The following is a 23,914-nucleotide window of genomic DNA, read 5'->3' on the forward strand; positions in this document are numbered from 1 at the left end:
AGATGCCGGGTTTCCGGCATGTTTCGGGCCTCGTGAGCGGCGCGCAGGCCGTGCCCGCAGTCACCCGCTCGGCGAGTCACGCGTTTCCCAGGGGGCGGGGGTGCGGCCTATCCTCGTCAGTGACCGGGGGATGACCGATGCGTACGGACGCGTCCGTCCGAGGTGCGGGAGGTGGAGCGATGACCGACGAACTCACGTCCGTGGGCCAGATGGTCGCGCGCGCCCGTGCAGCGGCCGGCCTCACCGTGGCGCAGGTCGCCGCCACCACCCGCATCCGCGCCACGCTCGTGTCCGCGATCGAGCAGGACGACTTCCGCCTCTGCGGCGGCGACGTCTACGCCCGCGGCCACCTCAAGAGCATCGCGACAGCCGTGGGGCTCGACCCTGCCGACGTCGTGGCCCAGTTCGACGCCGACCGCGGCGCCCAGCGTCCGGTCAGCGCCCCGGTGCAGCCGGTGTCGACGCCCGTCAGCTCGTCCTCGTCGTCGGGCCGCTCGCTCGGTGCCCTCGCCGGCCCGCTCGGCGTCTCGGTCGAGTCCGGCCGTCGCGGCGGCGGCGCCAACTGGACCGCAGTCATGGCTCTGGCCCTCGTGGTGGTGATCGGCGTCGCCGTCATCTCGGCGCTGGGCAACCGCAACGGCAGCACCCCCACGGCGCAGCCCACGCCGTCCGCCTCCAGCACGCCGAGCGTGAGCCCGACCCCGACCGACTCCGCGACCGAGGAGCCGACGCCCGACCCGACCACCAGCCCGACCGACGTCGTGGCCGAGGCCGAGGGCGTCACGGTCGACCTGTCGATCACGGGCAAGGCCTCGTGGGTGCTCGTGACGAGCTCCTCGGGCAAGGAGCTCTACCAGGGCACGCTCACGACGGGCGACACCAAGACCTTCAAGGACGACAAGCTCATCAAGCTGGTGCTCGGCAACGCGGGCGCGGTCGCCCTCACGGTCAACGGCCGCGACCTCGGCGCCCCCGGCGGCAACGGCGCGGTCGTGAAGACCGAGTTCGGCCCCGGCGACCCCAACGGCCAGGCGGGCTGACCGTCCCGGTCCGCCGCCGCGTCGGAGTCGACGCGCCCAGCCCGTAGGCTCTGCCCCATGACGACGCCGTCCGCCACCCCTCTGCGCCGCGTCGCCCTCGTCACCCTCGGCTGCGCGCGCAACGAGGTCGACTCCGAGGAGCTCGCCGGCCGCCTCGAGGCGGACGGCTGGGAGCTCGTCGAGGACGCCGCCGACGCGGACGCCGTGGTGGTCAACACCTGCGGGTTCGTCGAGCAGGCCAAGAAGGACAGCGTCGACGCCCTGCTCGAGGCCGCCGACCTCAAGGAGACCGGGCGCCCGCAGGCGGTCGTCGCGGTGGGCTGCCTCGCCGAGCGGTACGGCGACCAGCTCGCCGACTCGCTGTCCGAGGCCGACGCCGTGCTCGGCTTCGACGACTACGCCGACATCGGCGAGCGCCTGCGCCGCATCGTCGCCGGTGAGCAGCACGTGCCGCACGCTCCGCGCGACCGCCGTCTGCTCCTGCCGATCTCCCCGGTCGAGCGCTCGGAGTCAGGCGTCGCCCTGCCGGGTCACGCGCAGGTCGACGAGCCCGACCTCCCCGAGGGCGTCGCGCCCGCCTCCGGTCCCCGTGTCGTACGCCGTCGCCTCGGGTCGGGCCCGAGCGCCCCGCTCAAGCTCGCGAGCGGCTGCGACCGCCGGTGCGCGTTCTGCGCGATCCCGTCGTTCCGAGGATCGTTCGTGTCGCGGCGTCCGTCCGACGTGATCGACGAGGCGCGCTGGCTCGCGACCCAGGGCGTGCGCGAGCTCGTGCTCGTGAGCGAGAACTCCACGTCGTACGGCAAGGACCTCGGCGACCTGCGCCTGCTCGAGACGCTCCTTCCCGAGCTCGCCGCGATCGAAGGCATCGACTGGGTGCGCGTCTCCTACCTCCAGCCGGCCGAGACGCGGCCCACGCTGCTGCAGGCCATCGCGAAGACCCCGGGCGTCGTGCCCTACTTCGACCTCTCGTTCCAGCACTCATCACCCACGGTGCTGCGTCGCATGCGCCGCTTCGGCGGCACCGAGTCGTTCCTCGAGCTGCTGTCGTCGGCGCGGGCGCTGCTGCCCGAGGCCGGCGCGCGCAGCAACGTGATCGTGGGCTTCCCGGGCGAGACCGAGGAGGACGTCGAGGAGCTCGAGCGGTTCCTGGTCGCCGCGCGGCTCGACGCCGTCGGCGTCTTCGGCTACTCCGACGAGGACGGCACCGAGGCAGCGACGTACGACGGCAAGCTCGACGACGAGGTCGTGCGCGCCCGCGTCGAGCGCATGACGGCCCTGGTCGAGGAGCTCACCTCGCAGCGCGCGGAGGACCGCATCGGCCAGACCGTGCAGGTGCTCGTCGAGGCGATCGGCGACGACGGCGTCGAGGGCCGCAGCGCCCACCAGGCGCCGGAGGTCGACGGCCTCACCTTCCTCGTCGACGGCGTCGTGCCGGCGTCCTCGCTCTCGGTGGGCGACCTGGTCACCGCCACCGTGACGGCGTCGGAGGGCGTCGACCTCGTGGCCGCCGTGACCGCGGTGGTCCCGCGGTGAAGCCGCCGCCGCTGGACCACGTCGCCGACCCGGTCCAGTCGCCGTCCGCGTTGAACCTGCCCAACGCGCTCACCATGCTGCGCCTGCTGCTCGTGCCGGTGTTCGCGTGGCTGCTGCTGCGCGAGGGCGGCGACGACTCTACGTCGCGCGTGTGGGCGGCCGTGGTCTTCGTGTTCGCCGCCGGAACAGACTTCGTCGACGGCGAGCTCGCGCGTCGCATGAACCTCGTGACCACGTTCGGCAAGGTGGTCGACCCGATCGCCGACAAGGCGCTCACCGGCACCGCGCTCGTCGGCCTCAGCTACCTCGGCGACCTCCCGTGGTGGGTCACCGTCGTGATCCTCGTGCGCGAGATCGGCGTGACGCTGCTGCGCTTCGCCGTCATCAAGTACGGCGTCATCGCGGCCAGCCGGGGCGGCAAGGCCAAGACCCTCGCGCAGATGCTCGCGATCCTCATGTACCTCCTGCCGCTGTCGGGCTGGCTGGTCACCGCGCGCACCGGCGTGATGCTCGTCGCCGTCGTCCTCACGGTCGTGACAGGAGTCGACTACCTGCTGCGCGCCCTGCGTCTGCGCCGCGAGTCGCGCGCACAGGCTGCAGCGTGAGCCAGCCGACGTCGCTCGAGACTGCCGCGCAGCTCGTGCGCGTGCTCGAGCAGCAGGGCCGCACGCTCGCCGTCGCCGAGTCGCTCACGGGCGGCCTCGTCGCCGCGACGATCGTCGGGGTGCCCGGCGCCTCGAAGGTCTTCCGCGGGGGAGTCGTGGCGTACGCGACCGAGATCAAGGCGAGCGTCCTCGGCGTCGACGCCGGGCTCATCGAGCGGGTCGGCGCGGTCGACCCCGACGTCGCCGACGAGATGGCGTACGGCGTCGCGCGCCTGCTCGGTGCCGACTACGGCCTCGCCACCACCGGGGTCGCCGGGCCGGACCCTCAGGACGGCCAGCCGGTCGGCACGGTGTGGATCTCCGTGGTGGGCCCCGAGGGCGCCCAGGCGGCCACGATCGGCCTCGAGCTCGACCCGGCGCTCGGCCGCCAGGGCATCCGCGAGGCGGCCCTGGACGAGGCCCTCTCCGCAGCCCTCGACCACATCGCGCTCTGACCGACCCGGTTTCACCCGCACAGGACGGAAACCGCCCTTCACGGGCGTGTTCCGTCCTTTCTCGCTGCGCGTCACCAGGCGGCGTCGACGGCCCGCCTCGTCCTAGGGTCGGCCGCATGGTGAGGATCCGGCCCGAGACCGACGACGACCTCGACGCCGTCCACCGCGTCCATGCCGAGGCCTTCGGCCACGAGCCGGTCGTGGCCGACCTCCTCGCACCGCTGCGCGCCCGGATCGCGCCCCTGCCGGCGATCGGCTTCGTGGCGGAGGACGAGGGCGACGTCGTCGGCCACGTGCTCGTCACCCACGCGTGGCTCGACGCCCCCCGCAGGCTGGTCGACGTGCACGTGCTCTCCCCGCTCGGCGTCCTGCCCTCGGAGCAGGGCCGGGGGATCGGGTCGGCGCTGGTCCGGGCCGCCGTTGCCGAGAGCGACCGGCTCGGGGTGCCGGCGCTGTTCCTCGAGGGCGACCCGGCGTACTACTCCCGCCTCGGGTTCCGGGCGGGCGGCCCGCTGGGGTTCCGCGAGCCGTCGCTGCGCATCCCTCCGGCGGCGTTCCAGGTGGTGCTGGGGTCGGCGTACGAGCCCTGGATGACCGGCACGCTCGTCTACCCGGACGTCTTCTGGGCGTACGACGCGGTCGGGCTCCGCGACCCGGACGCCTGACGTCAGGGGACCCGGCCGGATTCCAGGTGGCGGGATGCGGGAACAGGGGCGCAGGATCAGAGCGTTGCACCCTGCACGAACGCTCGCCGAACACCGCGACGGCCACCTCGACCGCCGCACCCGAACCCCCGGATCGGATGCCCTCAGTGATCACTGCCCCGCCCGCCGTCGGCCCCGCGCGACGCGCCGACGTACGCCGTCCGGGTGCCCTCGGTGCGTCGGAGGGTGACGCCCGGTACCGTGGTGCCCGTCACACCGGTGCTCCCGTGCCTGCGGGCGCCCGGCCGATCGAGCCCTCGAGGGGAGGTGCGCCCGTGATCGTGCTCCGCCGCGTCATCGGTGACGAGCTCCGTCGCCGCCGTCAGGACCAGGGCCGCACCCTGCGCGAGGTCTCCTCGGCAGCCCGTGTCTCGCTCGGCTACCTCTCCGAGGTCGAGCGCGGCCAGAAGGAGGCCAGCAGCGAGCTGCTCGCCTCGATCTGCACCGCCCTGGACGTCCCCCTCGCCATCGTGCTCCGCTCGGTGAGCGACGAGGTCGCGATCCTCGAGGGCGTCGCCCCGGTCACCGAGCTGCCCGTCGCCGCCGACTCCGTCGTCGCGGCCGCCTGATCCTCCCCGTGCCCGATCGTTCCCCGCGCTCGCGCGCGGGCAACGCCATGGGCCGCACCCGCACCGCCGCGCTCGAGGGCGCCCGTCGCGTCCTCGCCGAGCACGGCCTGCGCAAGGCCACCATGAGCGACGTCGCCGTGCGCGGCGGCCTGGCCAAGGCCACGCTCTACAACCACTTCCGCACCAAGGACGACCTCGTCGCGGGCCTCCTCCACGACGACGTCGCCGAGCTCGCCGCCGACTGCCGCGACCTCGCGGCGTCCGACCTCGGCGTCGCCCTCACCCGCGCCGCCGACGGCGTCGCCACCCACCCCGTGATCGTCGGCCTCCGCTCGGTCGAGCCCACCGCACTGCTTGCGCTCGCCGCGCCCGGCGCGGGTGAGGCGTGGGACGCCGTCCGCGCCGAGGTGGCCGCGCTGCTCGACGCCGGCGAGCGCGTGTCGGGCCCGTCGCACGTCGACCTCGTCTGCCGCTGGCTCGCGGGCCACGTGCTCGAGCCCGGCTCGCAGGCCTCGCGCGAGGCCGGTGCGGCCCTGCTCGCCGCGGGCCTGCCCGCCGCCGTCCGCACCACCACCTTCGCCACCCCCTAGCTCGCACTGATCGATCCGTCGCTTCCTGCACCGGGAGGCGACGGATCGACCAGTGTCAGCGACGGCGGGTTCGGCGCAGGGGCTCGGGATGCGGGCCGGGCTGGCAGCGCGGGCACCAGGCCGTGGCCCGGTCGTACGGCGGACCACCCTGCTGCGCCGTCTCGATCGTCGTGCCGCAGCGCAGGCACGGCCTTCCCGCACGGCCGTAGACCCAGTGCTCGGTCCGCGGGTCGCCCGTCGTCGACTGCGACGCGTGCACCTTGTTGCGCTCGAGCCAGCGCCGCGCGATGTCGACCAGCGCGCCGACGTCGCCGACATCGCCTACTGGCGTCCACGGCGAGACCCTGCCGGCGAAGAGCGTCTCTGCCTTGTAGATGTTGCCGATGCCGGCGAGGTTCGACTGGTCGAGCAGCGCCTGCCCGATCTCGCGCGCCGGGTCGGCGAGCAGCCGTCGTACGGCCTCGTCGCGGTCGAACGACGGGTCGAGCAGGTCGGGCCCGAGATGGCCGACCACGTCGGCCTCGTGTCCGGTCTCGACGAGCTCGAGCACGGGCATGCGGTAGCCGATCGCGTCCCACGACGCGGTGGAGAGCACCACGCGGACCTGCCAGTCGGGCCCGCCGGTCCACCGGGCTCCGGGCCGGTGCAGGTGCCACATGCCGTCCATGCGCAGGTGCGTGTGCAGCGTGAGGCCGCCCTCGACGCGCGTGAGGATGTGCTTGCCGCGCGGCCGGGTCTCGAGCACGCGGCGTCCGACCAGGTCGGCGGTCGCCAGCTGCGGCACGCGGAAGTCGCTGCGGGTCAGCAGGTCGCCCGACAGTGCGTCGTCGAGCCGCGTGGCCACCAGCCACACGGTGTCGCCCTCCGGCATGCCACCTCCTCCTGTCCGCGCCCAGCCTTCCGGGGAACACGGCTGCGCGCGACCCGCGTTAGGGACACCATCAGGGGATGGACTGGGAGGTCGCATGAGGATCGCAGTTCTCGGCACGGGAGTGGTCGGTGCAGCGCTCGGCACCCGTCTGGTGCAGACCGGGCACGAGGTGCGGATGGGCTCGCGCACCGCGGGCAACGAGAAGGCCCAGGCCTGGGTCGCCGCCACCGGTGCCGGCGCGAGCGAGGGAACGTTCGCCGATGCCGCGGCGTACGGCGAGGTCGTGGTCAACGCCACCGGCGGGCTCGTGTCGCTCGACGCGCTGACCGCTGCCGGCGCCGACAACCTCGCGGGCAAGGTGCTGCTCGACATCGCCAACCCGCTCGACTTCTCGGGCGGCTTCCCGCCGAAGGTCCTGCAGCCCGACGGCCGCAGCCTCGGCGAGCAGATCCAGGCGGCGTTCCCGGACACCCGGGTGGTCAAGACGCTCAACACGATGAACGCCGATGTCATGGTGCATCCCCGCGCGCTCGCGGGGCCGCACTCGGTCTTCGTGGCCGGGGACGACGCCGACGCCAAGGCCGTCGCGCGCGACCTGCTGCTGGGCTTCGGCTGGACCGACGACGAGGTCGTCGACGCCGGAGGCATCGCCGCCTCGCGCGGCCTCGAGCTCTACCTGCCGCTGTGGCTCTCGCTCATGGGCTCGTTCGGCACGCCGTCGTTCAACATCGCCGTCGTCCGCGCGCAGGTCGTCGCCTAGCCGCGCAGGCGCAGGCCCTGGGGGGTCGCGACGAAGCCTGCGGCCTCCAGCGCGTTGCCCAGGGTGGACGCCGGGGCCAGCACCGAGCCGCCGTCCGCGGTCGTCACGGTGAGCCGGCCCAGCGCACCTGTCCTCACCGCACGGGTCAGCTCGGCCGCGGCGGCCGCGAGCACAGCCTCGTCGTCGGTCCACGACAGCAGGGTGCGGCCACCGCGCTCGACGTAGAGCGCGAGCGCGCCGTCGACGAGCACGACCAGCGCACCGGCCTTCCGGCCCGGCTTGTGGCCGCTCGCGACGTCCTCGGGCCGCGGGGGCCAGCCGAGCGCCGCGCCGTAGGGGTTGGCGGGGTCGGTGGCGGCGAGCACGAGGGCGCGCGGCGGTGCGTCGAGGTCGCGGCCGGTCGGCACCGACGCGCGCACGCGGTCGATCGCGCCCGGCAGCGAGAACTGCGCGGCGCCGAGACCCTCGACGACGTACCCGCGTCGGCAGCGCCCGGCGTCCTCGAACGCCGACAGCACGCGGTAGACGCCGGCGAACCCGCCGGAGACGCGCTCGGCCGCGACCGCTCCGCGGGTGACGACGCCATGGCGGTCGAGCAGCCCCTCGGCGAGAGCGGCCGCACGCAGGGTGGCATCGGCGGACCGGGGCGGGACGAGCGACCAGCGCCCGCTGACCGATGGCGGCCCGCTGCGCGTGGGCATCCCGGGACGGGCGGGCCTCGCGTAGCGCCCTCGTGGTCCGATCCGGGGGGCGGCCGCAGCGGTGCGGGGCTTGCGCGAGGAGCCCGACAGGTGCGAGCGCAGCGGCGCCCACGTGTCGCCGGCGACGTGCCCGGTCCACACGAGGTCCCACAGCGCCTCGACCAGGGAGGCGTCGTCGACACCCCCGCCACCGGGGTTCACCACCGGCCCGACTCGGTCGGACAGCGCGCGGAAGAACCAGCCGCCTCCGGACGACAGCGTGTCGAGCACCGCGCCATGCACAGGAGACTGCTCGAGGTCGAGCACGTCGGGCAGCACGAGATCGGCGGTATCCGCGGGGGCGAGCGCGATCCAGCCGTCGCCGCCGGGCAGCGATCCGGCACCGGTCCACACCACCTCGCCGGCCGCGGTCAGCTCGTCGAGCATCCCCGGCTGGTAGCCCTCGACGCGCGACGGCAGCACCAGCGACTCCCACGCCGAGGCCGGCACGATCACGCCGGCAAGCTGCTCGACCACGCGCAGGACGCCGTCGGCGCCGCGCAGGCGTCGTCCGCTGCCCGGCCCGACGTTCTGCCACGCGGGCAGGAACACGCCGAGCGCCTCGGGCGGCACCGGCTCGGCCTCGCGCCTCAGCGCGGCCACCGACCGCCGGCGGATCAGGCGGAGCACGTCGGCGTCGCACCACTCCGAGCCCGAGCCCCCGGGGCGGAACTCGCCGCTCACCACGCGGCCGGACGCCGCGAGCCGCGCGAGCGCCGCCGTCACGACCGCGGTGCCGAGCCCGAAGGCCGCCGCGGCCTCTGAGGCGTGGAACGGCCCGTGCGTGCGCGCCCAGCGCGAGACGAGGTCGCCCACCGGATCGGTGACCGGCTCGAGGAACGCGTCGGGCAGCCCGACCGGCAGCGCCGTGCCGAGCGCGTCGCGCAGCCGGGCGGCGTCCTCCACCGAGGCCACCGCGGTCTCGCCGCCGACGCGCACCTCGATCGCACGGCGTGCGGCGAGGAGCGAGTCGATCCACTCGGCCTGCGCCCCACGGGCGTGCAGCGCCGCGCGCGTGAGCGGGCCGAGCATGCGCAGCAGGTCGGCCACGCCCTCGGCGTCACGCGCATGCCGCTCGGGCACGAGCCTCTGGAGCTCGGCCTCGACCTGCGCGAGGGCGTCGGCGTCGAGCAGGTCGCGCAGCTCGGCCTGGCCGAGCAGCTCGGCGAGGAGCGTGGAGTCGAGCGTGAGTGCGGCGGCGCGCCGTTCGGCGAGGGGCGAGTCGCCCTCGTAGAGGTACTGCGCGACGTAGCCGAACAGCAGCGACCGCGCGAACGGCGACGGCGTCTGCGTCTCGACCTCGACCACGCGCACCTCGCGCGACTGCACCGAGCGCATGAGCGAGACGAGGCCGGGCACGTCGTAGACGTCCTGCAGCACCTCGCGCATCGTCTCGAGCACGATCGGGAACGAGCCGTACTGAGACGCGACCGAGAGCAGCTGCGCCGACCGCTGGCGCTGCTGCCAGAGCGGCGAGCGCTTGCCCGGGTTGCGGCGCGGCAGCAGCAGCGCGCGAGCCGCCGACTCGCGGAAGCGCGAGGCGAACAGCGCGGATCCGCCGGCCTCGGCGGTGACGAGCGCCTCGACCTCGTCGGGGTCGAGCAGCGTCGACTCGAGCACGCCGCGCATGACCTCGTCGTCCTCGACGTCGGGCAGGCGCAGCACGATGCCGTCGTCGGCATGCATCACCTGCGCGTCGACTCCGTGCCGTTCGCGCACACGTGCGCCGATGGCGAGCGCCCACGGCGCGTGCACGCGGGCGCCGAACGGCGAGTGCACCACGATCCGCCAGTCGCCGAGCTCGTCGCGCACCTTCTCGACCACGATCGTGCGGTCGTCGGGCAGGTGGACCGTGGCGGCCTTCTGGTCGTCGAGGTAGGCGAGCAGGTTGGTGACGGCGTTGTCGTCGAGACCGCTGTCGGACAGGCGCTTCTCGGCCTTGCCGCGCGCGAGCGCCCCGACCTCGCGGACGTAGGCGCCCATCGCGCGGCCGAGCTCGTAGGGTCGCCCGATCGAGTCGCCGTGCCAGAACGGAAGGCGGCCGGCGAGCCCGGGGGCGGGGGAGACGAGCACGCGGTCGTGGGTGATGTCCTCGATCCGCCAGCTCGACGCGCCGAGCGCGAACACGTCGCCCACGCGCGACTCGTAGACCATCTCCTCGTCGAGCTCGCCGACCCGCGAGACCTTCTCGCCCACGAGGAAGACGCCGAACAGTCCGCGGTCGGGGATCGTGCCGCCGCTGGTGACCGCGAGCCGCTGCGCACCCGGGCGCCCTGTGAGCACGCCGCTCGTCCTGTCCCACACGAGGCGCGGTCGCAGCTCGGCGAACTCGTCGCTCGGGTAGCGGCCGGCGAGCATGTCGAGCACCGCGTCGTACGCCGACTGCGGCAGCGTGGCGAACGGTGCGGCCCGGCGTACGAGCGCGAGGACGTCGTCGACGTGCCACTCGTCGAGCGCGCACATCGCCACGACCTGCTGGGCCAGGACGTCGAGGGGGTTGCGCGGCATGCCCATCTCCTCGATGAGCCCGTCGCGCATGCGTTCGACGACGACCGCCGTCTGCACGAGGTCGCCGCGGTACTTCGGGAACACCACGCCCGTGGACACCGCGCCCACCTGGTGACCGGCACGGCCCACGCGCTGCAGGCCGCTCGCGACCGAGGGCGGCGACTCGACCTGCACGACGAGGTCGACCGCACCCATGTCGATGCCGAGCTCGAGGCTGCTGGTCGCGACGACAGCCGGGAGACGGCCGGACTTCAGGTCGTCCTCGATGAGGGCGCGCTGCTCCTTGCTCACCGAGCCGTGGTGGGCGCGCGCGAGCACCTGCGGCGCGCCGCCCGTCGAGCCGGCCTGGCCCATGGACGCCGCAGGCGCGCCGCCGGTCTCGAGCTCCTCGCCGGTGGTGCGCTCGACCCAGATCTCGTTGAGCCGTGCGGTGAGGCGCTCGGCGAGGCGGCGCGAGTTGGCGAACACGATGGTCGACCGGTGCGACGCGACGAGGTCGACGACGCGCTCCTCGAGGTGCGGCCAGATCGACGTGCGCCGCTCGTCGCCGGCAGCCGAGCCGTCGACCTCGCCGGTCGAGGCCCCGAGCTCGGCCATGTCGTCGACGGGCACGACCACCGAGAGGTCGACCGTCTTCTGCGACGGCGGCTGCACGACCGTGACCGGACGGGAGCCCCCGAGGAACGTCGCGACCTCGTCGACCGGCCGCACCGTGGCCGACAGGCCGATGCGCTGCGCCGGCTGCTCGAGCAGGGCGTCGAGGCGCTCGAGCGAGATGGCGAGGTGCGCACCGCGCTTGGTGCCCGCCATCGCGTGCACCTCGTCGAGGATCACGGTGCGGACGCCGCGCAGCGACTCGCGCGCCTGCGAGGTGAGCAGCAGGAACAGCGACTCGGGCGTGGTGATGAGGACGTCGGGCGGGCGCGTGGTGAACCGGCGCCGCTCGTCCGCCGGGGTGTCGCCGGAGCGCACGCCCACCGTGACGTCGGGCTCGGGCAGCCCCAGCCGCACGGCCTCGCGCCGGATGCCCGTGAGCGGGCTGCGCAGGTTGCGCTCGACGTCGGCCGCGAGCGCCTTCAACGGCGAGACGTAGAGGACCCGGCACCGGGCCTTCGGATCGTCGGGCAGGGGTTCTGCGGCGAGCCCGTCGAGCGCCCAGAGGAACGCCGCGAGGGTCTTGCCCGAGCCGGTCGGCGCGACGACCAGGGCGTGCTGGCCCGAGGAGATCGCGTCCCACGCGCCCACCTGCGCGGGTGTCGCGGCCTCGAAGGCCGAGCCGAACCACGCCTGCGTGGCGGGGGAGAACCGGCCGAGGACGTCGCTCGCCGCGGGCTGCGCTGCCACCCCGTGCGCCGCAGGCGGCGCGGGCACGGCGTCCTTCCTGCGGGTCACCGCCCCATCCTGGCCCCTGCCCCCGACACCCGCGCCCCCCGGTCCCGGACGCGAGTTACTGCCCGAAGTGGGGCGATGGCCGCTGCCAACACCCCGCTTCGGGCAGTAACTCGGAGAACGGCGTGGACGGGTGGGGCAGGATCGGGGCATGACCGCACAGCTCCTCGCCGCCGACGGGCCGGGCGTCCTCGGCTGGGTCGTCGTGATCGTGATCCTGCTCGTGCTGGCCGCGGTGCTCATGGCCGTCGTACGCCGGGGCCGCGCAGGCGGTGCGATCAGCCCGATCGACCAGCCCCGGACGCCGCCGCCCGGCGACGACCCGCCGCCCGCCGCCTGACGCTGCGCTGCCGTACGACGAAGGCCGCCGTCCCTCGCGGGGAGGCGGCCTTCGTCGTACGCGCCAGGATCAGTCGAGCGACATCGGCAGGGGCACGGCTGCGTCGTCGGCGAGCTCGTTCTCGACGTCGCGCTTGGTCTTGAGGCGCACCTCCGGCAGCAGCCACGCGAGCAGGAACGCCACCACCATGAACGGCACCGCGACGAGGAACGTGGTGTCGATCGCGTCGGCGAAGGCCTGGAGCACGGTCGCCTGGATGTCCGGCGGGAGCGCCTGGATGCTGCCGATGGACGACGTGGCGTCGCCGATCTGGCCGCTGCCGCCCGGGAAGGCTGCGTTGAGCTCGGCGGCCAGGCGAGCGGTCCACACCGCGCCGAAGAACGCCGTGCCGAACGAGCCTCCGATGGATCGGAAGAACGTGGATCCGGAGGTGGCCGCGCCCATCTGCTGCGGCGCCACCGTGTTCTGCACCGCGAGCACGAGCGTCTGCATCACGTTGCCGAGGCCGGCACCGAGGATGAACATCGCGAGCGCGTTGTACCAGTACGGCGAGTCGACGCCGAGCTTGCTCATCATGTAGATGCCGACGGCGGCGAGGCCCGTCCCGATGATCGGGAACATCTTGTAGCGGCCCATGCGGGCGATGAGCTGCCCCGACAGGATCGAGGTGATGAGGATGCCGAGCATGAGCGGCAGCAGCATCAGACCTGCCTGCGTCGGCGTCGCTCCGCGCACGACCTGGAAGTAGATGGACAGGTAGACGATCGACCCGAACATCGCGAAGCCCACGATGAAGCCGACCATCGAGCTGACGCGGAACACCCTGTTGGAGAACAGCGACATCGGGACGATCGGCTCCTCGGTGCGCAGCTCGTGCCACACGAAGAGCGCGAGGGCGGCGACGCCGCCGAGAGCCAGGCCGATGATGGTGGGGCTGGTCCAGTCGTACTCCTGACCGCCCCAGACCGTGACGAGCAGAACCATCGTGACGCCCGCGACGAGCAGCGCCGAGCCCAGCCAGTCGATCGGCTTCTTCTCGTGCAGCACCGGCAGGTGCAGGAAGATCGCGAGCGCGGCGAAGGCGGCGATGCCCAGCGGGACGTTGATGTAGAAGATCCAGCGCCACGACAGCTGCTCGGTGAAGAAGCCGCCGAGCAGCGGGCCGATCACCGAGGAGAGGCCGAACACGGCGCCGAACAGACCGGCGTAGCGGCCGCGGTCGCGCGGCGGGATGAGGTCGGCGATGACCGCCATGACCAGCACCATGATGCCGCCGCCGCCGATGCCCTGGAGCGCGCGCGTCCCGATGAGCTGGGCCATGTTCTGCGACAGGCCGGCGAGCATCGAGGCCGCGACGAAGACGGCCACGGCCGACTGCAGCATGACCTTGCGGCCGTAGAGGTCCGAGAGCTTGCCCCAGATGGGGGTGGACGCCGTCGAGGCGAGCAGGTACGCCGTGATCACCCACGACAGCTCCTGCAGGCCGCCGAGGTCGGACGTGATCGTCGGGAGCGCGGTCGAGACGATGGTCTGGTCGAGCGCCGCGAGGAGCATCGTGAGCATGAGCGCGGACAGGATCCAGCGCAGGTGCTTGCGGCTCTCGGCCACCTCGGGGTCGAAGACGAATTCCGCGCGTGCGGAGTCGGGCGTGCTCATGCGGTGGGCTCCAGGTCGTGGGCGAGACGGGTCATGAGGTGCGCGAGCGTGGCGCGGTCCGCGTCGGACCAGCCCGCCGTCGCGGTGGCGATCAGCTCGGTGCGGGCGCGTACGGCGCGGTCGAGCACGTCGCGTCCGGCGTCGGAGAGGTCGAGCAGGGTGGCCCGGCCGTCGGCGGGGTCGGGGGAGCGGGTGACGAGACCCTGCTCCTCGAGGCCGCGCAGGTGCCGGCTGACCGTGGACAGGTCGAGGCAGGCGTACGAGGCGAGGTCGCTCATCCGCACCGGCGCGTGCCGGTCGACATGGCTGAGCAGGAAGGTGCGGGCCGAGGTGTCGGCGTCGCCCGAGCGGCGTCGCAGCTGGGTGATCACCGCGGTGAACGACCGGAAGAACGCATCGTCCGGAGCGTCCGCGTCGGCCCGGGACGCCCGATCGGACTCAGTGGTTGCTTGCACCATGCAAGTAAAGGTAGCCGAGGTCGAAGGATTCGCCAAACGAGCCCGTGCCTCGAGGCTCCGGTGGGACAGTCGCGTCGACGCGAGGTGGGGTGAGGACGTGGACCGCGACCTGGTCGACCAGGTGATCGAGACCGCGAACCGGGTGGCGGGGTCGGGCGCCATCGGGCCGAACATGCACGGCAACGTGAGCGTGCGCGTCCCGGGGGAGGACGAGTTCTACTTCACGGGCGGGCCGTCGATGCGCGATCACCCGCGCGACCTCGTCGTACGCGTGGGCCTCGACGGGACGCTGCGCGAGGGGACGCTGGCGCCGGTCCAGGGCGCGGTCGTGGACATGCACGCCTCGCGGTACCTCGACGAACGGGCAGTCGGGTGCGTGCTCCACACGCACTCGCCGTTCGCCACCGCATACGCCGTGGCGCAGAGGCCCATCGGGTGCTGGATCGAGGCGCTCGCGATGTTCGGCCTCCCGTCCGGGGTGCCGCTGGCCGGCTACGGGCCGCGCGGCTCCGCTGAGGCGATCGCCCACATCCGCGCCGCGGTGGTGCCGGGGGTCCCCGCAGTCCTCCTGGCCAACCACGGCGTGCTCGTGTTCCACCGCACCACCGACCTCGCAGTGCTCGTGGGCGGCGTCGTCGAGGAGGCGGCTGCGGCCGCCTACCGCGCCCAGGCGCTCGGCGGCCCGGTCGAGATCCCGGAGACCCAGCGTGCCGCCGCGCTCCAGCGGGCGATGTCCTTCGCTGCCGAGGGCGACCGGACCGCCTGAGCCGGTCCGAGGGTCAGCAGCCACAATGGTCGCGTGCGGCTGACCGAGCTCTGGCGACGCCTCGACGAGGCGCTCGGGGAGGGCTATGCCCGCTCCTGGGCCGCGGACTTCCACATCAGCGCCCTCGGCGGCCGCACGGTGCTCGAGGCGATCGACGCGGGCATCGAGACCGTCGACATCTGGCGCGCCGTCCACGCCGCGCTCGCCCTGCCGGCCAACCAGCGCTGATCCGCCGTACGCCGCCCCGCGCGCACCGGCTGCCCTGGACAGATGTTCGAACTTCCCGGCGTGTCGCTCTAGGATCGAACAGGCGTTCGACCTAGTCTGGGCGCACGCACTCGAGCTCGTCCCCAGGTCGCCCGGCTCGGCCGGTCGTCCACAGGAACGGGGGAGCAGTGCCGGAGCCGCTGTCGGACCTCGTCCGTAGCGTCACCGCCATCGTCATCCGCAGCACACGAAGGCAGGTCCTCATGGCCCCCTCCAAGACCCCCGGCGGCTCCGGCAGCTCCGACCGCGAGAAGGCGCTCGACACCGCCCTCGCCCAGATCGAGCGCCAGTTCGGCAAGGGCTCGGTCATGCGGCTCGGCCAGGAGGGCCGCGCCCCGATCGAGGTCATCCCCACCGGCTCCGTCGCGCTCGACGTCGCGCTCGGCATCGGCGGCCTCCCGCGCGGCCGTGTGATCGAGATCTACGGCCCCGAGTCCAGCGGGAAGACCACGCTGGCCCTGCACGCGATCGCCAACGCGCAGAAGGCCGGCGGCATCGCCGCGATCATCGACGCCGAGCACGCGCTCGACCCCGAGTACGCCAAGGCCCTCGGCGTCGACATCGACGCGCTGCTCGTGAGCCAGCCCGACAACGGCGAGCAGGCGCTCGAGATCACCGACATGCTCATCCGCTCCGGCGCCGTCAGCATCATCGTCATCGACTCCGTGGCCGCGCTCGTGCCGCGTGCGGAGATCGAGGGCGAGATGGGCGACAGCCACGTCGGCCTGCAGGCCCGCCTCATGAGCCAGGCCCTGCGCAAGCTCGCCGGCGCGCTCTCCAACTCCAACACCACCGCGATCTTCATCAACCAGCTGCGCGAGAAGATCGGCGTGATGTTCGGCTCGCCGGAGACCACCACCGGTGGCAAGGCGCTGAAGTTCTACGCATCGGTCCGCCTCGACGTCCGTCGCATCGAGACGCTGAAGGACGGCACCGAGGCGGTGGGCAACCGCACCCGCGTCAAGGTCGTGAAGAACAAGATGGCCCCGCCCTTCAAGCAGGCCGAGTTCGACATGATCTACGGCGAGGGCATCTCCCGCGAGGGCAGCCTCATCGACATGGGTGTCGAGCACGGCTTCGTCCGCAAGTCCGGTGCCTGGTACACCTACGAGGGCGACCAGCTCGGTCAGGGCAAGGAGAACGCCCGCACGTTCCTCAAGGACAACCCCGACCTCGCCGACGAGCTCGAGCGCAAGATCCTGGCCAAGCTCGGCATCGGCGTCCCGCTCGAGTCCGAGATCGACGACATCGTCATCCCCGACGTCGTCCCGATCGACCTCTAGGACGCCGTGTCCCTCTCACGACGTGCGTCGGCCGACGGCCCCACCGCGGGGTCGTCGGCCGACGACGTCCCGGACGCCGACCCCGTCGACGTCGCCCGCTCGGTCTGCCTGTCCCAGCTCGCGATGGGGCCGCGCACCCGCGGCCAGCTCGCGACGGTGCTGCGACGCCGGGGGATCGAGGACGACGTCGCCGCGCAGGTGCTCGACCGGTTCGAGGAGGTCGCCCTCGTCGACGACGCGGCGTTCTCGGAGAACTACGTGCAGCGCCGGCACGCGTCCTCGGGCCTCGCCCGACGCGCCCTCGGGCACGAGCTGCGGGGCAAGGGCGTCAGCGAGGCCGTGGTGTCCGAGGCGCTCGAGACCCTCGACCCGGACGACGAGCTCGCCACGGCGCGGGCGCTGGTGGCCAAGAAGCTGCCCTCGACCAAGCGGCTCGACGTCGAGTCCCGCACCCGGCGCCTCGTCGGCATGCTGGCCCGCAAGGGCTACTCCGGCGGGATGGCGATGCGGGTGGTGCGCGAGGCGCTCGCGGCGGAGAAGGAGCTCGACGACCTCGAGCGCGCCTTCCTCGAGGGGCTCGACGGCGAGCTCTCGGACGCCGCGCGCGTGGGGGAGTAGGCGCTAGCTCGAGGCACTGGGCGGGGCGTCGTCCGCGCACCCGCCGTGGCCGGCCGCGAACTTCGCTGCCACCAGCTGTGCCATCTCCGGGTTCGCCCGGGCGAACTCCCTGATGGCCAGGCCCGGCAGGTCGTCGAGCCGCTTCTGCACCGTGTCGGCCAGCCGCCGCATGAGCACCGCGAGCTGCTCGACGTCCTCGCGCTCCCACTCCGAGAGCAGGATGCGGGTGAAGAAGCGCGAGATCGCCGTGGTGTCGGCCACCACGGCCCGGCCGAGCTCGGTGAGCTCCACCGTCGTGCGCCGACGGTCGGCCGGGTCCACGCCGCGCAGCACGAGCCCGTCGTGCTCGACGTCGCCGAGCAGGCGGCTCACGGTCGAGTGCTCGAGGTCGAGCTCCTCGGCCACGTCCTTCACCGAGACCACGCCGTTGCGCTCGAAGAGCTCGGACACGGCGTCGCAGGCGAACACCTTGGCCATGTCGACCTGGCGGCCGAGCGCCGGCACCGGCACCTGGCCGGCCGGCGGGCGGATCATCGACTTGCGGAGCTTGCGGAAGGACCGGTCGAGCGCGTCGACGAGGTCGTCCGGCAGGTGCGCCCCGGCCATATCGGGTGACGGCTCGGGCACGCGCGGTAGCGCCTCGAGGGCGGCCGCGGCCGCCTCCTCGGGGGACCTCCCGCGTGCGCTGCTCATGTCCTCACCCTCGTGGAAACTCAGTTTGCGTGTGTCGCACACATACTTTACCGTACGAGATACGTGTGTAGCACATGCTTGTGTGCTGACGCCTCTCGGCCACCGGGCCGTGGGGACCTCGTTCGAAGGAACTGCAGTCATGGGTGGTCTGTCCCGCTGGGCAGTGCGCAAGCCGTGGTGGGCGCTCCTCGCGTTCATCGTGCTGGCCGGAGTCATCGGATTCCTCGGCAGCGTCAAGGGCGGTGAGCTCAAGGACTCCTTCGAGCTCCCCGACACCGAGTCGCTGCAGGCGCAGCAGCTGCTCGAGCAGCTGCCCGCCGGCACCGGCGGCGACGTCAACGCGATCACCGCCACGGTCGTGTGGTCGCCCGACACCGACGGCGCGCCCGCGGTCGACCCGGCCACCGCCGAGGCGATCACCGGGATGCTCACGACCATCTCCAAGGTCGAGGGCGTCTCCTGCGTGACCAACCCGTTCGACCAGACCGGCGCCGGCCTCGGTGTCGACTGCCCGGCCCCGCAGGGTCCGCCGGACCTCTCCCAGGTGCCCGCCGAGCAGCAGGAGGCCTTCAAGGCTGCGCTGCTCGCCTCCCAGCAGGCGCTCTCGCCGATCTCGCCCGACGGTCACGTGGCCAAGGCCACCATCACCTTCGACGGCGGCGAGGCCGGCGACGAGGTCTCCACCGAGACCGCCAAGGCCGTCATCGACGCAGTCAAGGCCGCCAACGCCGAGGACGGCATCACCGTCGGCGCCAGCGGCCAGGTGCTCGCGTTCGCCGGTCAGGAGCCCCCGAGCTCCGAGGCCGTGGGCATGCTCGTGGCGCTGGTGATCCTGCTCATCGCGTTCGGCTCGTTCCTCGCGGCCGGCCTGCCGCTGCTCACCGCCGGCATCGGCGTCGGCCTCGGTGCCAGCCTGCTGCTCTACGTCGCGAACTTCTACGACGTCGCCACCTTCGCCCCCACGCTCGCGGCCATGATCGGTCTCGGCGTCGGCATCGACTACTCGCTGTTCGTCATCAACCGCTACCGCCAGGCGATCCTCGCCGGGCATGAGCCGAAGAAGGCCGCGCTCGAGGCGGTCAACACCTCCGGCCGTGCCGTCGTCTTCGCGGCGTCCACGGTGATCATCGGCCTGCTCGGCCTGCTGTTCATGGGCATCGGCTTCTTCACCGGTCTCGCCTTCGCGGCCACCGGCACGGTGGTGCTCGTCATGCTGTCGGCCGTCTGGCTGCTGCCCGCGATCCTGTCGCTGCTCGGCAACAGGGCGGTCGATCCCGTGTCGCTGCTCATCAGCCGCGGCCTGCGCACCCCCGGTCGTCCGCGCCTGGTCACCCTGGCGACCCTGCTCGTGGTGACCGCCCTGATCTCGCTGGGCGTCCTCGCCAATGCGACGGCCGAGATCGGGCAGAAGGCCGTCGGCGTCGGCGTCGTGGTCGGTGCTGTGGCGCTCGTCGTGCTGCTCTCGCCGTTCTTCTACAAGATCACCCGGCACGCGCGGCACGACGGCGAGCCGTGGCACCCCGAGGGCGGCCGCTGGGCCCACTACGCCCGGCTCATCCAGAAGCGCCCGATCATCCCCGCGATCCTGTCGCTCGCCGCGGTCCTGATGCTCGCCGTCCCGGCGCTCAGCCTGCGGCTCGGCTTCCCCGACGACTCGGGCACGCCCGAGGGCAGCATCAGCCGCATCGCGTACGACCTGCAGACCGAGGGCTTCGGCGCCGGCTCCAACGGCCCGTTCCTCGTCGCGGTGCAGCTGCCGCAGAACGGCGACGTCGCCGGCCTCGGCGCCATCGTCGGGGCCCTCGAGCAGACCGAGGGCGTCGCCGCCGTCGTCCCGAGCACCGCGATGCTGCCGATCATGGGCGCCCAGCTGCAGGACTCGGACGTCACCGCGATCCAGGTCGTGCCCACGACCGGCCCGCAGGACGTCAAGACCGACGAGCTGCTCGACCGCCTGCGCGAGGAGACCCTCCCGCCCGTGCGCGAGTCCACCTCGGCCGAGGCGTACGTCGGCGGGGCCACCGCCATCGTCGCGGACTTCAGCACGGTCCTGACCGACGCCATGCCGCTTTTCCTCAGCGTGGTGGTGGGCCTGGGCTTCATCATGCTGCTGATCCTGTTCCGCTCGGCCGTCGTGTCGCTGACCGCCGTCGTGACGTCGCTGCTCAGCTTCGCGGCGTCCACCGGCATCACCGTCGCGGTGTTCCAGTGGGGCTGGCTCAACGACATCCTCGGGGTCACCGGGACGGGGCCGATCTTCCCGTTCCTGCCCGTCATGGTGTTCGCGATCCTGTTCGGCCTCTCGATGGACTACCACGTCTTCCTCGTGAGCCGCATGCAGGAGGAGTGGTCGCGCACGCACGACAACGCGGTCGCCGTACGCCGTGGCCTCGCCGGATCCGGCAAGGTCGTGCTGATGGCCGCGCTCATCATGTTCAGCGTGTTCGCGGCGTTCATCCCGACCCCGGACAACACGATCAAGCTGTTCGGCGTGGCGCTCGCCTCGGCGGTCCTCGTGGACGCGTTCCTGATCCGCCTGATCTTCGTGCCGGCGTTCATGTCGATGCTCGGCAAGGCCAACTGGTGGCTGCCCGCATGGCTCGCCAACCGGCTGCCTCACTTCGACGTCGAGGGCGGCGCGGACGAGATCGCCGACGACCAGGAGCCCGATTCGGTCGGCGGCGAGAAGGAACCCGCGAACGTGCACTGACGTCATACTGGTGGTGGCCGAGCGAGAGCCCGGCCGCCCGCACGCAGAGACCCGGGGGAAGTGCGACATCGTCGGTCGCACGGCAACGGGGGAGTCGTGCGACAGGCGACATGAAGGCCCGGGACGCACGCATCCGCGAGGGTGGGCGTCCCGGGCCTCCGTGCGTCGTCACCGCGATCGCCTCGCCCCGCCGGTGTGTCCGACCCCGCGTATGCCGCTGGGCGCCGACCTCGGGGGACCATGGGCGCATGAGCCGCCGCGGGACGCTGCACCACCTCGAGATCTGGGTGCCCGACCTGGCGCGGGCCGAGGCCTCGTGGGGCTGGCTGCTCGAGCGGCTCGGCTACACCCTCGACGCCAGCTGGCCCGCGGGGCGCACCTGGCTGCTGGGCACGGCGTACCTCTCGATCGAGGCGGGCCCGGACGTCGTCGAGGGGCCGCACGAGCGCCTGCGGCCCGGCATGAACCATGTGGCGTTCTGGGCCGGCTCCCGTACGGAGGTCGACGCCCTCGTGGTCGAGTCGGGGCATCACGGGTGGACGCTGCTGTTCGCCGAGCGGCATCCGTACGCCGGCGGTCCCGAGCACTATGCGGCGTACCTCGCAGACCCGGACGGCTACGAGGTCGAGCTGGTCGCCGACCCCCTCGGCATCGCCTGAGGCACGACCACCCGCCCCCGTCACCCTGATCGATCCGTCGCTTCCCGGCCCCGGAAACGACGGATCGATCAGTCTGAGCGACAGGGGCGTCGACTAGTTCGAGAGGGCGGCCTTCTTCACGAAGTTGCCGAAGTACGGCTTGCCCTTCTCGGTGAGGTGCAGGCCGTCCTTGAACCAGCCGTCCTTGTCGGTGGAGTAGGTGCGCCAGTCGGCGAGCACGACGTTGTCGTGCCGCGAGGCGACCGCGGCCATCACCTGGTTGCTCGGCTTCACCCACGCGAACCGCGCCGTCGAGGTGACGAGCACGATGCGGGTGCGGTCGCCGAGCTGGGCGATGGTGGCCTCGAGCCGGTCCTCGGACACCGGGCCCGCCGTGCCCATGTGCATCACGACGATCGGGCGCAGGGTGCCGCGGGCCAGGCTCGCGAGCACGGCGTCCTGCATGTTCGCGGGCGACCGGTTGATCGCGGCATCGAGCTTCACGCCCGGCAGGATCGCGCGGAGCGCGTCGGCCGACCACAGGGTGACGGAGTCGCCGTACCAGCTGATGTCGCCGGTACCGAGGCCCTCGGTCGAGCGCTTCTCGCCCGGGGGGAGGACGACCGGGGGCTTCGAGCTCGCGCTCGGCTTCGGCGTGGGCGTGGTCGACGGCTTGCTCGAGGGCGTGGTCGACGGCTTCGTGGACGGCGACATGCTCGGCGCAGCGGTCGGTGAGGCGTCGTCCGAGATGGCCTCGGTGGAGCCGTACTCGCCGTACGCGGCCGCCACGGGATCGGTCTTGGGCAGCGTCGCGAACGACGCCACGAGGGCCGCGGCCACGGCGGTCGTCACGAGCAGCGTGCCGATGGTGGCGCCGCGGCGCGGGACCACGGCGTCCACCGGTCCGACGGTGCGCGCGCGCTCGCGCATCGATGCCACGGCCTTCCCGATCGCGCCGTGGCGGATGGGCACCTCGACGTACCGGTACGACAGCGCGGCGACGCCGAGGGTCAGGGCGACCCGGCCGACGTCGACGAGCGGGCCCTCCCATGGGATGTCCACGCCCGGCCGTGTCACCAGGAGGATCGGCCAGTGCCAGAGGTAGATGCCGTACGACCGCTCGCCGACCCACCGCATCGGGGCGACGTCGAGCAGGCGCCCGATCGGTGCGCCGGGGTGGGTTGCCGAGGCGATGACCAGCGCGAAGACCGCTGCGGCGAGGAGGAACCCGCCGCGGTAGAGCCACGGGGTGTACTCCGTGATGGTGACGAACAGCCACGCCGTCATCGCGAGCCCGACGACGCCGGCGCCGATCATGGCCGTGCGGGCGCCGGCGGGGATGGTGGTGCGGAAATGGGCGGGGCGCCACACCGTGGCCAGCGCCGCCCCGAGCAGCACCGACATCGCGTGCGTGTCGGTGCCGAAGTAGACGCGGGTCGGGTCGGCGTCGAGGGGCATGCCGCGCGAGATCGACAGCCACGACATCCAGAGCGTGGAGGCGACCGCGCCGCCGAGCGCAACGATCAGCACGAGGCGCCGCCGCGACAGCCCGCGCCGGTTGGCGAACCAGCAGAGCCCGCCCAGGATCACCGGCCACAGCAGGTAGAACTGCTCCTCGACCGCGAGCGACCACAGGTGCGCGAGCACGTTTCCGCGCCCGATCAGCTCGAAGTAGGACTGCTCCTGCCCGAGCGCCCACCAGTTGCTGATGTAGAGCGCGGCGCCGGGGAGGTCGCGCAGGAACTGCTCGGCCACGTCGTTCGCGACCGTCGACACGAGGATCGCCGTGCCGACGAGCATGAGCACGAGCGCGGGGAGCAGGCGCCGGGCGCGCCGGAGGTAGAAGCCCGTGAAGTCGATGCGACCGCGGACACCGACCTCGGCGAGCAGCAGGGTCGTGATGAGGAAGCCGCTGATGACGAAGAACAGGTCGACGCCGAGGAAGCCCCCGGGCAGCCACTCGATGCCCAGGTGGTAGATCACGACCGCGGTGACCGCGATCGCGCGCAGGCCGTCGAGGCCGCCGATCCGGCTGCCGGCGCCCGGCACGCCGGCGTGCTTGCGCCTGCGAGGGGCGCGCACGGCGTCGCCCGAGACCCCGCCCGAGGCGAGGCGCGGCTGATCCGCGGAGAACGGCACGGGGGTCCGCGCGGTGGTCGGGGACGACGTCATGCGCGCACCACCGCGGGGGTGGGCGCGGAGCAGGTGCCGGGCCGTGGGTCACGGCGCGGCGCCACACGCTGGGGCATGGGAGTCCCTCCGGGGCAAGCGTAGGCCGCAGGGGCCTCGGTCCCCGCCTCCCGGGGCCGGCCGGGCCTGGGACGTGTCGGCGGCCCGACGGTTCGACCCCGCGCGACCGCATCAGGTTCCCGCCCGAGGGGCTCGGTGCAGGTGTCGCCCGCCACCCCCCGGGCCGGGCGGAGCCCATCGCCCTGTCTCCGGTGTGGACCGGGCGGTCGGGGCGTAGCCTCGGGTCAGCCGCCCCGGGGGACGGCGTACTGCGCGACAGCACGACCCGACTGCTCGACCTGATGCACCACTGACTGCACCACTGACCGCACACCTGACCGCACCACCCGACTCCGCCCTTCCTGCCGGCGCACGCGCGCCTCGTCCGCCGCCCCTGACCGGGTGCTGCGGGCATCCGTGCAGGTCAGGGCGTTGCGGCGGTGTCGGCGTCGG

Annotated in this window: 21 protein-coding genes; 15 read left to right on the top strand and 6 right to left on the bottom strand. The window is 73.0% G+C overall.

The genetic code is table 11. The annotated features are described in order from the left end of the window. The first annotated feature begins 179 nt into the window (after window positions 1-179). From ACFQGU_RS08720 to ACFQGU_RS08750, 7 genes are all read left to right on the top strand, one after another. Window positions 180-1,040: a helix-turn-helix domain-containing protein gene (locus ACFQGU_RS08720; RefSeq protein WP_386765731.1), complete on the top strand. Its 861-nt coding sequence runs from the start codon at window positions 180-182 to the stop codon at window positions 1,038-1,040. Window positions 1,041-1,097: 57 nt separating this feature from the next. Then, window positions 1,098-2,573, top strand: a complete 1,476-nt coding sequence (gene rimO / locus ACFQGU_RS08725) for a 30S ribosomal protein S12 methylthiotransferase RimO (RefSeq protein WP_386765733.1) — start codon at window positions 1,098-1,100, stop codon at window positions 2,571-2,573. Next, window positions 2,570-3,178 (top strand): CDP-diacylglycerol--glycerol-3-phosphate 3-phosphatidyltransferase, encoded by a 609-nt coding sequence (pgsA, locus tag ACFQGU_RS08730; protein ID WP_386765735.1) that lies wholly within the window; start codon window positions 2,570-2,572, stop codon window positions 3,176-3,178. Before rimO ends, pgsA begins: the two co-directional genes overlap by 4 nt. Beyond that, a complete protein-coding gene (locus ACFQGU_RS08735; RefSeq protein WP_386765737.1) occupies window positions 3,175-3,672 on the top strand; it encodes a CinA family protein in 498 nt (165 codons plus the stop codon). Before pgsA ends, ACFQGU_RS08735 begins: the two co-directional genes overlap by 4 nt. 116 nt (window positions 3,673-3,788) lie before the next feature. Beyond that, entirely contained in the window at window positions 3,789-4,337 is a 549-nt protein-coding gene (locus tag ACFQGU_RS08740; protein ID WP_386765739.1) for a GNAT family N-acetyltransferase, read from the top strand. A gap of 314 nt (window positions 4,338-4,651) precedes the next feature. After that, window positions 4,652-4,945 (top strand): helix-turn-helix domain-containing protein, encoded by a 294-nt coding sequence (locus tag ACFQGU_RS08745; RefSeq protein ID WP_386765741.1) that lies wholly within the window; start codon window positions 4,652-4,654, stop codon window positions 4,943-4,945. Window positions 4,946-4,953: 8 nt separating this feature from the next. Then, window positions 4,954-5,535: a TetR/AcrR family transcriptional regulator gene (locus tag ACFQGU_RS08750; protein WP_386765743.1), complete on the top strand. Its 582-nt coding sequence runs from the start codon at window positions 4,954-4,956 to the stop codon at window positions 5,533-5,535. 55 nt (window positions 5,536-5,590) lie between these two features. Here the strand turns inward: ACFQGU_RS08750 and ACFQGU_RS08755 are convergent, their stop codons facing one another. Next, a complete protein-coding gene (locus tag ACFQGU_RS08755) occupies window positions 5,591-6,406 on the bottom strand; it encodes an Fpg/Nei family DNA glycosylase (RefSeq protein WP_386765745.1) in 816 nt (271 codons plus the stop codon). A 94-nt stretch (window positions 6,407-6,500) separates the two neighbouring features. Between ACFQGU_RS08755 and ACFQGU_RS08760 the strand changes: the two genes are divergently transcribed. Then, the gene (locus ACFQGU_RS08760; RefSeq protein ID WP_386765747.1) at window positions 6,501-7,166 is read left to right on the top strand and encodes an NADPH-dependent F420 reductase; all 666 of its coding nucleotides are present in this window, start codon (window positions 6,501-6,503) and stop codon (window positions 7,164-7,166) included. Here the strand turns inward: ACFQGU_RS08760 and ACFQGU_RS08765 are convergent. Next, window positions 7,163-11,758 (bottom strand): ATP-dependent helicase, encoded by a 4,596-nt coding sequence (locus tag ACFQGU_RS08765; RefSeq protein ID WP_386768215.1) that lies wholly within the window; start codon window positions 11,756-11,758, stop codon window positions 7,163-7,165. The genes ACFQGU_RS08760 and ACFQGU_RS08765 overlap by 4 nt on opposite strands. Before the next feature lie 196 nt (window positions 11,759-11,954). On the opposite strand from ACFQGU_RS08765, the gene ACFQGU_RS08770 reads away from it, so the two are divergent. Then, window positions 11,955-12,143: a hypothetical protein gene (locus tag ACFQGU_RS08770; RefSeq protein WP_386765749.1), complete on the top strand. Its 189-nt coding sequence runs from the start codon at window positions 11,955-11,957 to the stop codon at window positions 12,141-12,143. A 69-nt stretch (window positions 12,144-12,212) separates the two neighbouring features. Here ACFQGU_RS08770 and ACFQGU_RS08775 read toward each other — a convergent pair whose 3' ends face one another. Continuing rightward, window positions 12,213-13,799 carry an MDR family MFS transporter gene (locus ACFQGU_RS08775; protein ID WP_386765751.1) on the bottom strand — a complete coding sequence of 529 codons (1,587 nt, stop codon included), beginning with the start codon at window positions 13,797-13,799 and terminating at the stop codon, window positions 12,213-12,215. Then, entirely contained in the window at window positions 13,796-14,257 is a 462-nt protein-coding gene (locus ACFQGU_RS08780) for a MarR family winged helix-turn-helix transcriptional regulator (RefSeq protein ID WP_386765753.1), read from the bottom strand. The genes ACFQGU_RS08775 and ACFQGU_RS08780 overlap by 4 nt, the downstream gene beginning before the upstream one ends. A gap of 97 nt (window positions 14,258-14,354) precedes the next feature. Here ACFQGU_RS08780 and ACFQGU_RS08785 point away from each other — a divergent pair, with 97 nt between their 5' ends. The 4 genes from ACFQGU_RS08785 (at window position 14,355) to ACFQGU_RS08800 (ending at window position 17,191) form a co-directional block, all read left to right on the top strand. Then, on the top strand, window positions 14,355-15,023 hold the full coding sequence (locus tag ACFQGU_RS08785; RefSeq protein WP_386765755.1) for a class II aldolase/adducin family protein: 669 nt from the start codon (window positions 14,355-14,357) through the stop codon (window positions 15,021-15,023). Between the two features lie 33 nt (window positions 15,024-15,056). After that, entirely contained in the window at window positions 15,057-15,251 is a 195-nt protein-coding gene (locus ACFQGU_RS08790; protein WP_386765757.1) for a DUF3046 domain-containing protein, read from the top strand. Window positions 15,252-15,493: 242 nt separating this feature from the next. After that, window positions 15,494-16,573 (top strand): recombinase RecA, encoded by a 1,080-nt coding sequence (gene recA, locus ACFQGU_RS08795; RefSeq protein ID WP_386765759.1) that lies wholly within the window; start codon window positions 15,494-15,496, stop codon window positions 16,571-16,573. Between the two features lie 6 nt (window positions 16,574-16,579). After that, window positions 16,580-17,191, top strand: coding sequence for a regulatory protein RecX (locus ACFQGU_RS08800; protein WP_386765761.1), 612 nt, complete (start codon window positions 16,580-16,582; stop codon window positions 17,189-17,191). Window positions 17,192-17,194: 3 nt separating this feature from the next. Here the strand turns inward: ACFQGU_RS08800 and ACFQGU_RS08805 are convergent, their stop codons facing one another. Next, the gene (locus ACFQGU_RS08805; RefSeq protein ID WP_386765763.1) at window positions 17,195-17,884 is read right to left on the bottom strand and encodes a MarR family winged helix-turn-helix transcriptional regulator; all 690 of its coding nucleotides are present in this window, start codon (window positions 17,882-17,884) and stop codon (window positions 17,195-17,197) included. 139 nt (window positions 17,885-18,023) lie between these two features. Here ACFQGU_RS08805 and ACFQGU_RS08810 point away from each other — a divergent pair, with 139 nt between their 5' ends. Continuing rightward, window positions 18,024-20,594, top strand: a complete 2,571-nt coding sequence (locus tag ACFQGU_RS08810; protein ID WP_386765765.1) for an MMPL family transporter — start codon at window positions 18,024-18,026, stop codon at window positions 20,592-20,594. Between the two features lie 248 nt (window positions 20,595-20,842). Continuing rightward, window positions 20,843-21,253 carry a VOC family protein gene (locus ACFQGU_RS08815; protein ID WP_386765767.1) on the top strand — a complete coding sequence of 137 codons (411 nt, stop codon included), beginning with the start codon at window positions 20,843-20,845 and terminating at the stop codon, window positions 21,251-21,253. 93 nt (window positions 21,254-21,346) lie between these two features. Here ACFQGU_RS08815 and ACFQGU_RS08820 read toward each other — a convergent pair whose 3' ends face one another. Beyond that, window positions 21,347-23,404: an acyltransferase family protein gene (locus tag ACFQGU_RS08820; RefSeq protein WP_386765769.1), complete on the bottom strand. Its 2,058-nt coding sequence runs from the start codon at window positions 23,402-23,404 to the stop codon at window positions 21,347-21,349. Window positions 23,405-23,914 lie beyond the last annotated feature (510 nt).

The sequence above is a fragment of the Longivirga aurantiaca genome, from assembly GCF_042660085.1.
GTDB classification, from domain to species: Bacteria; Actinomycetota; Actinomycetes; order S36-B12; family CAIYMF01; genus Longivirga; species Longivirga aurantiaca.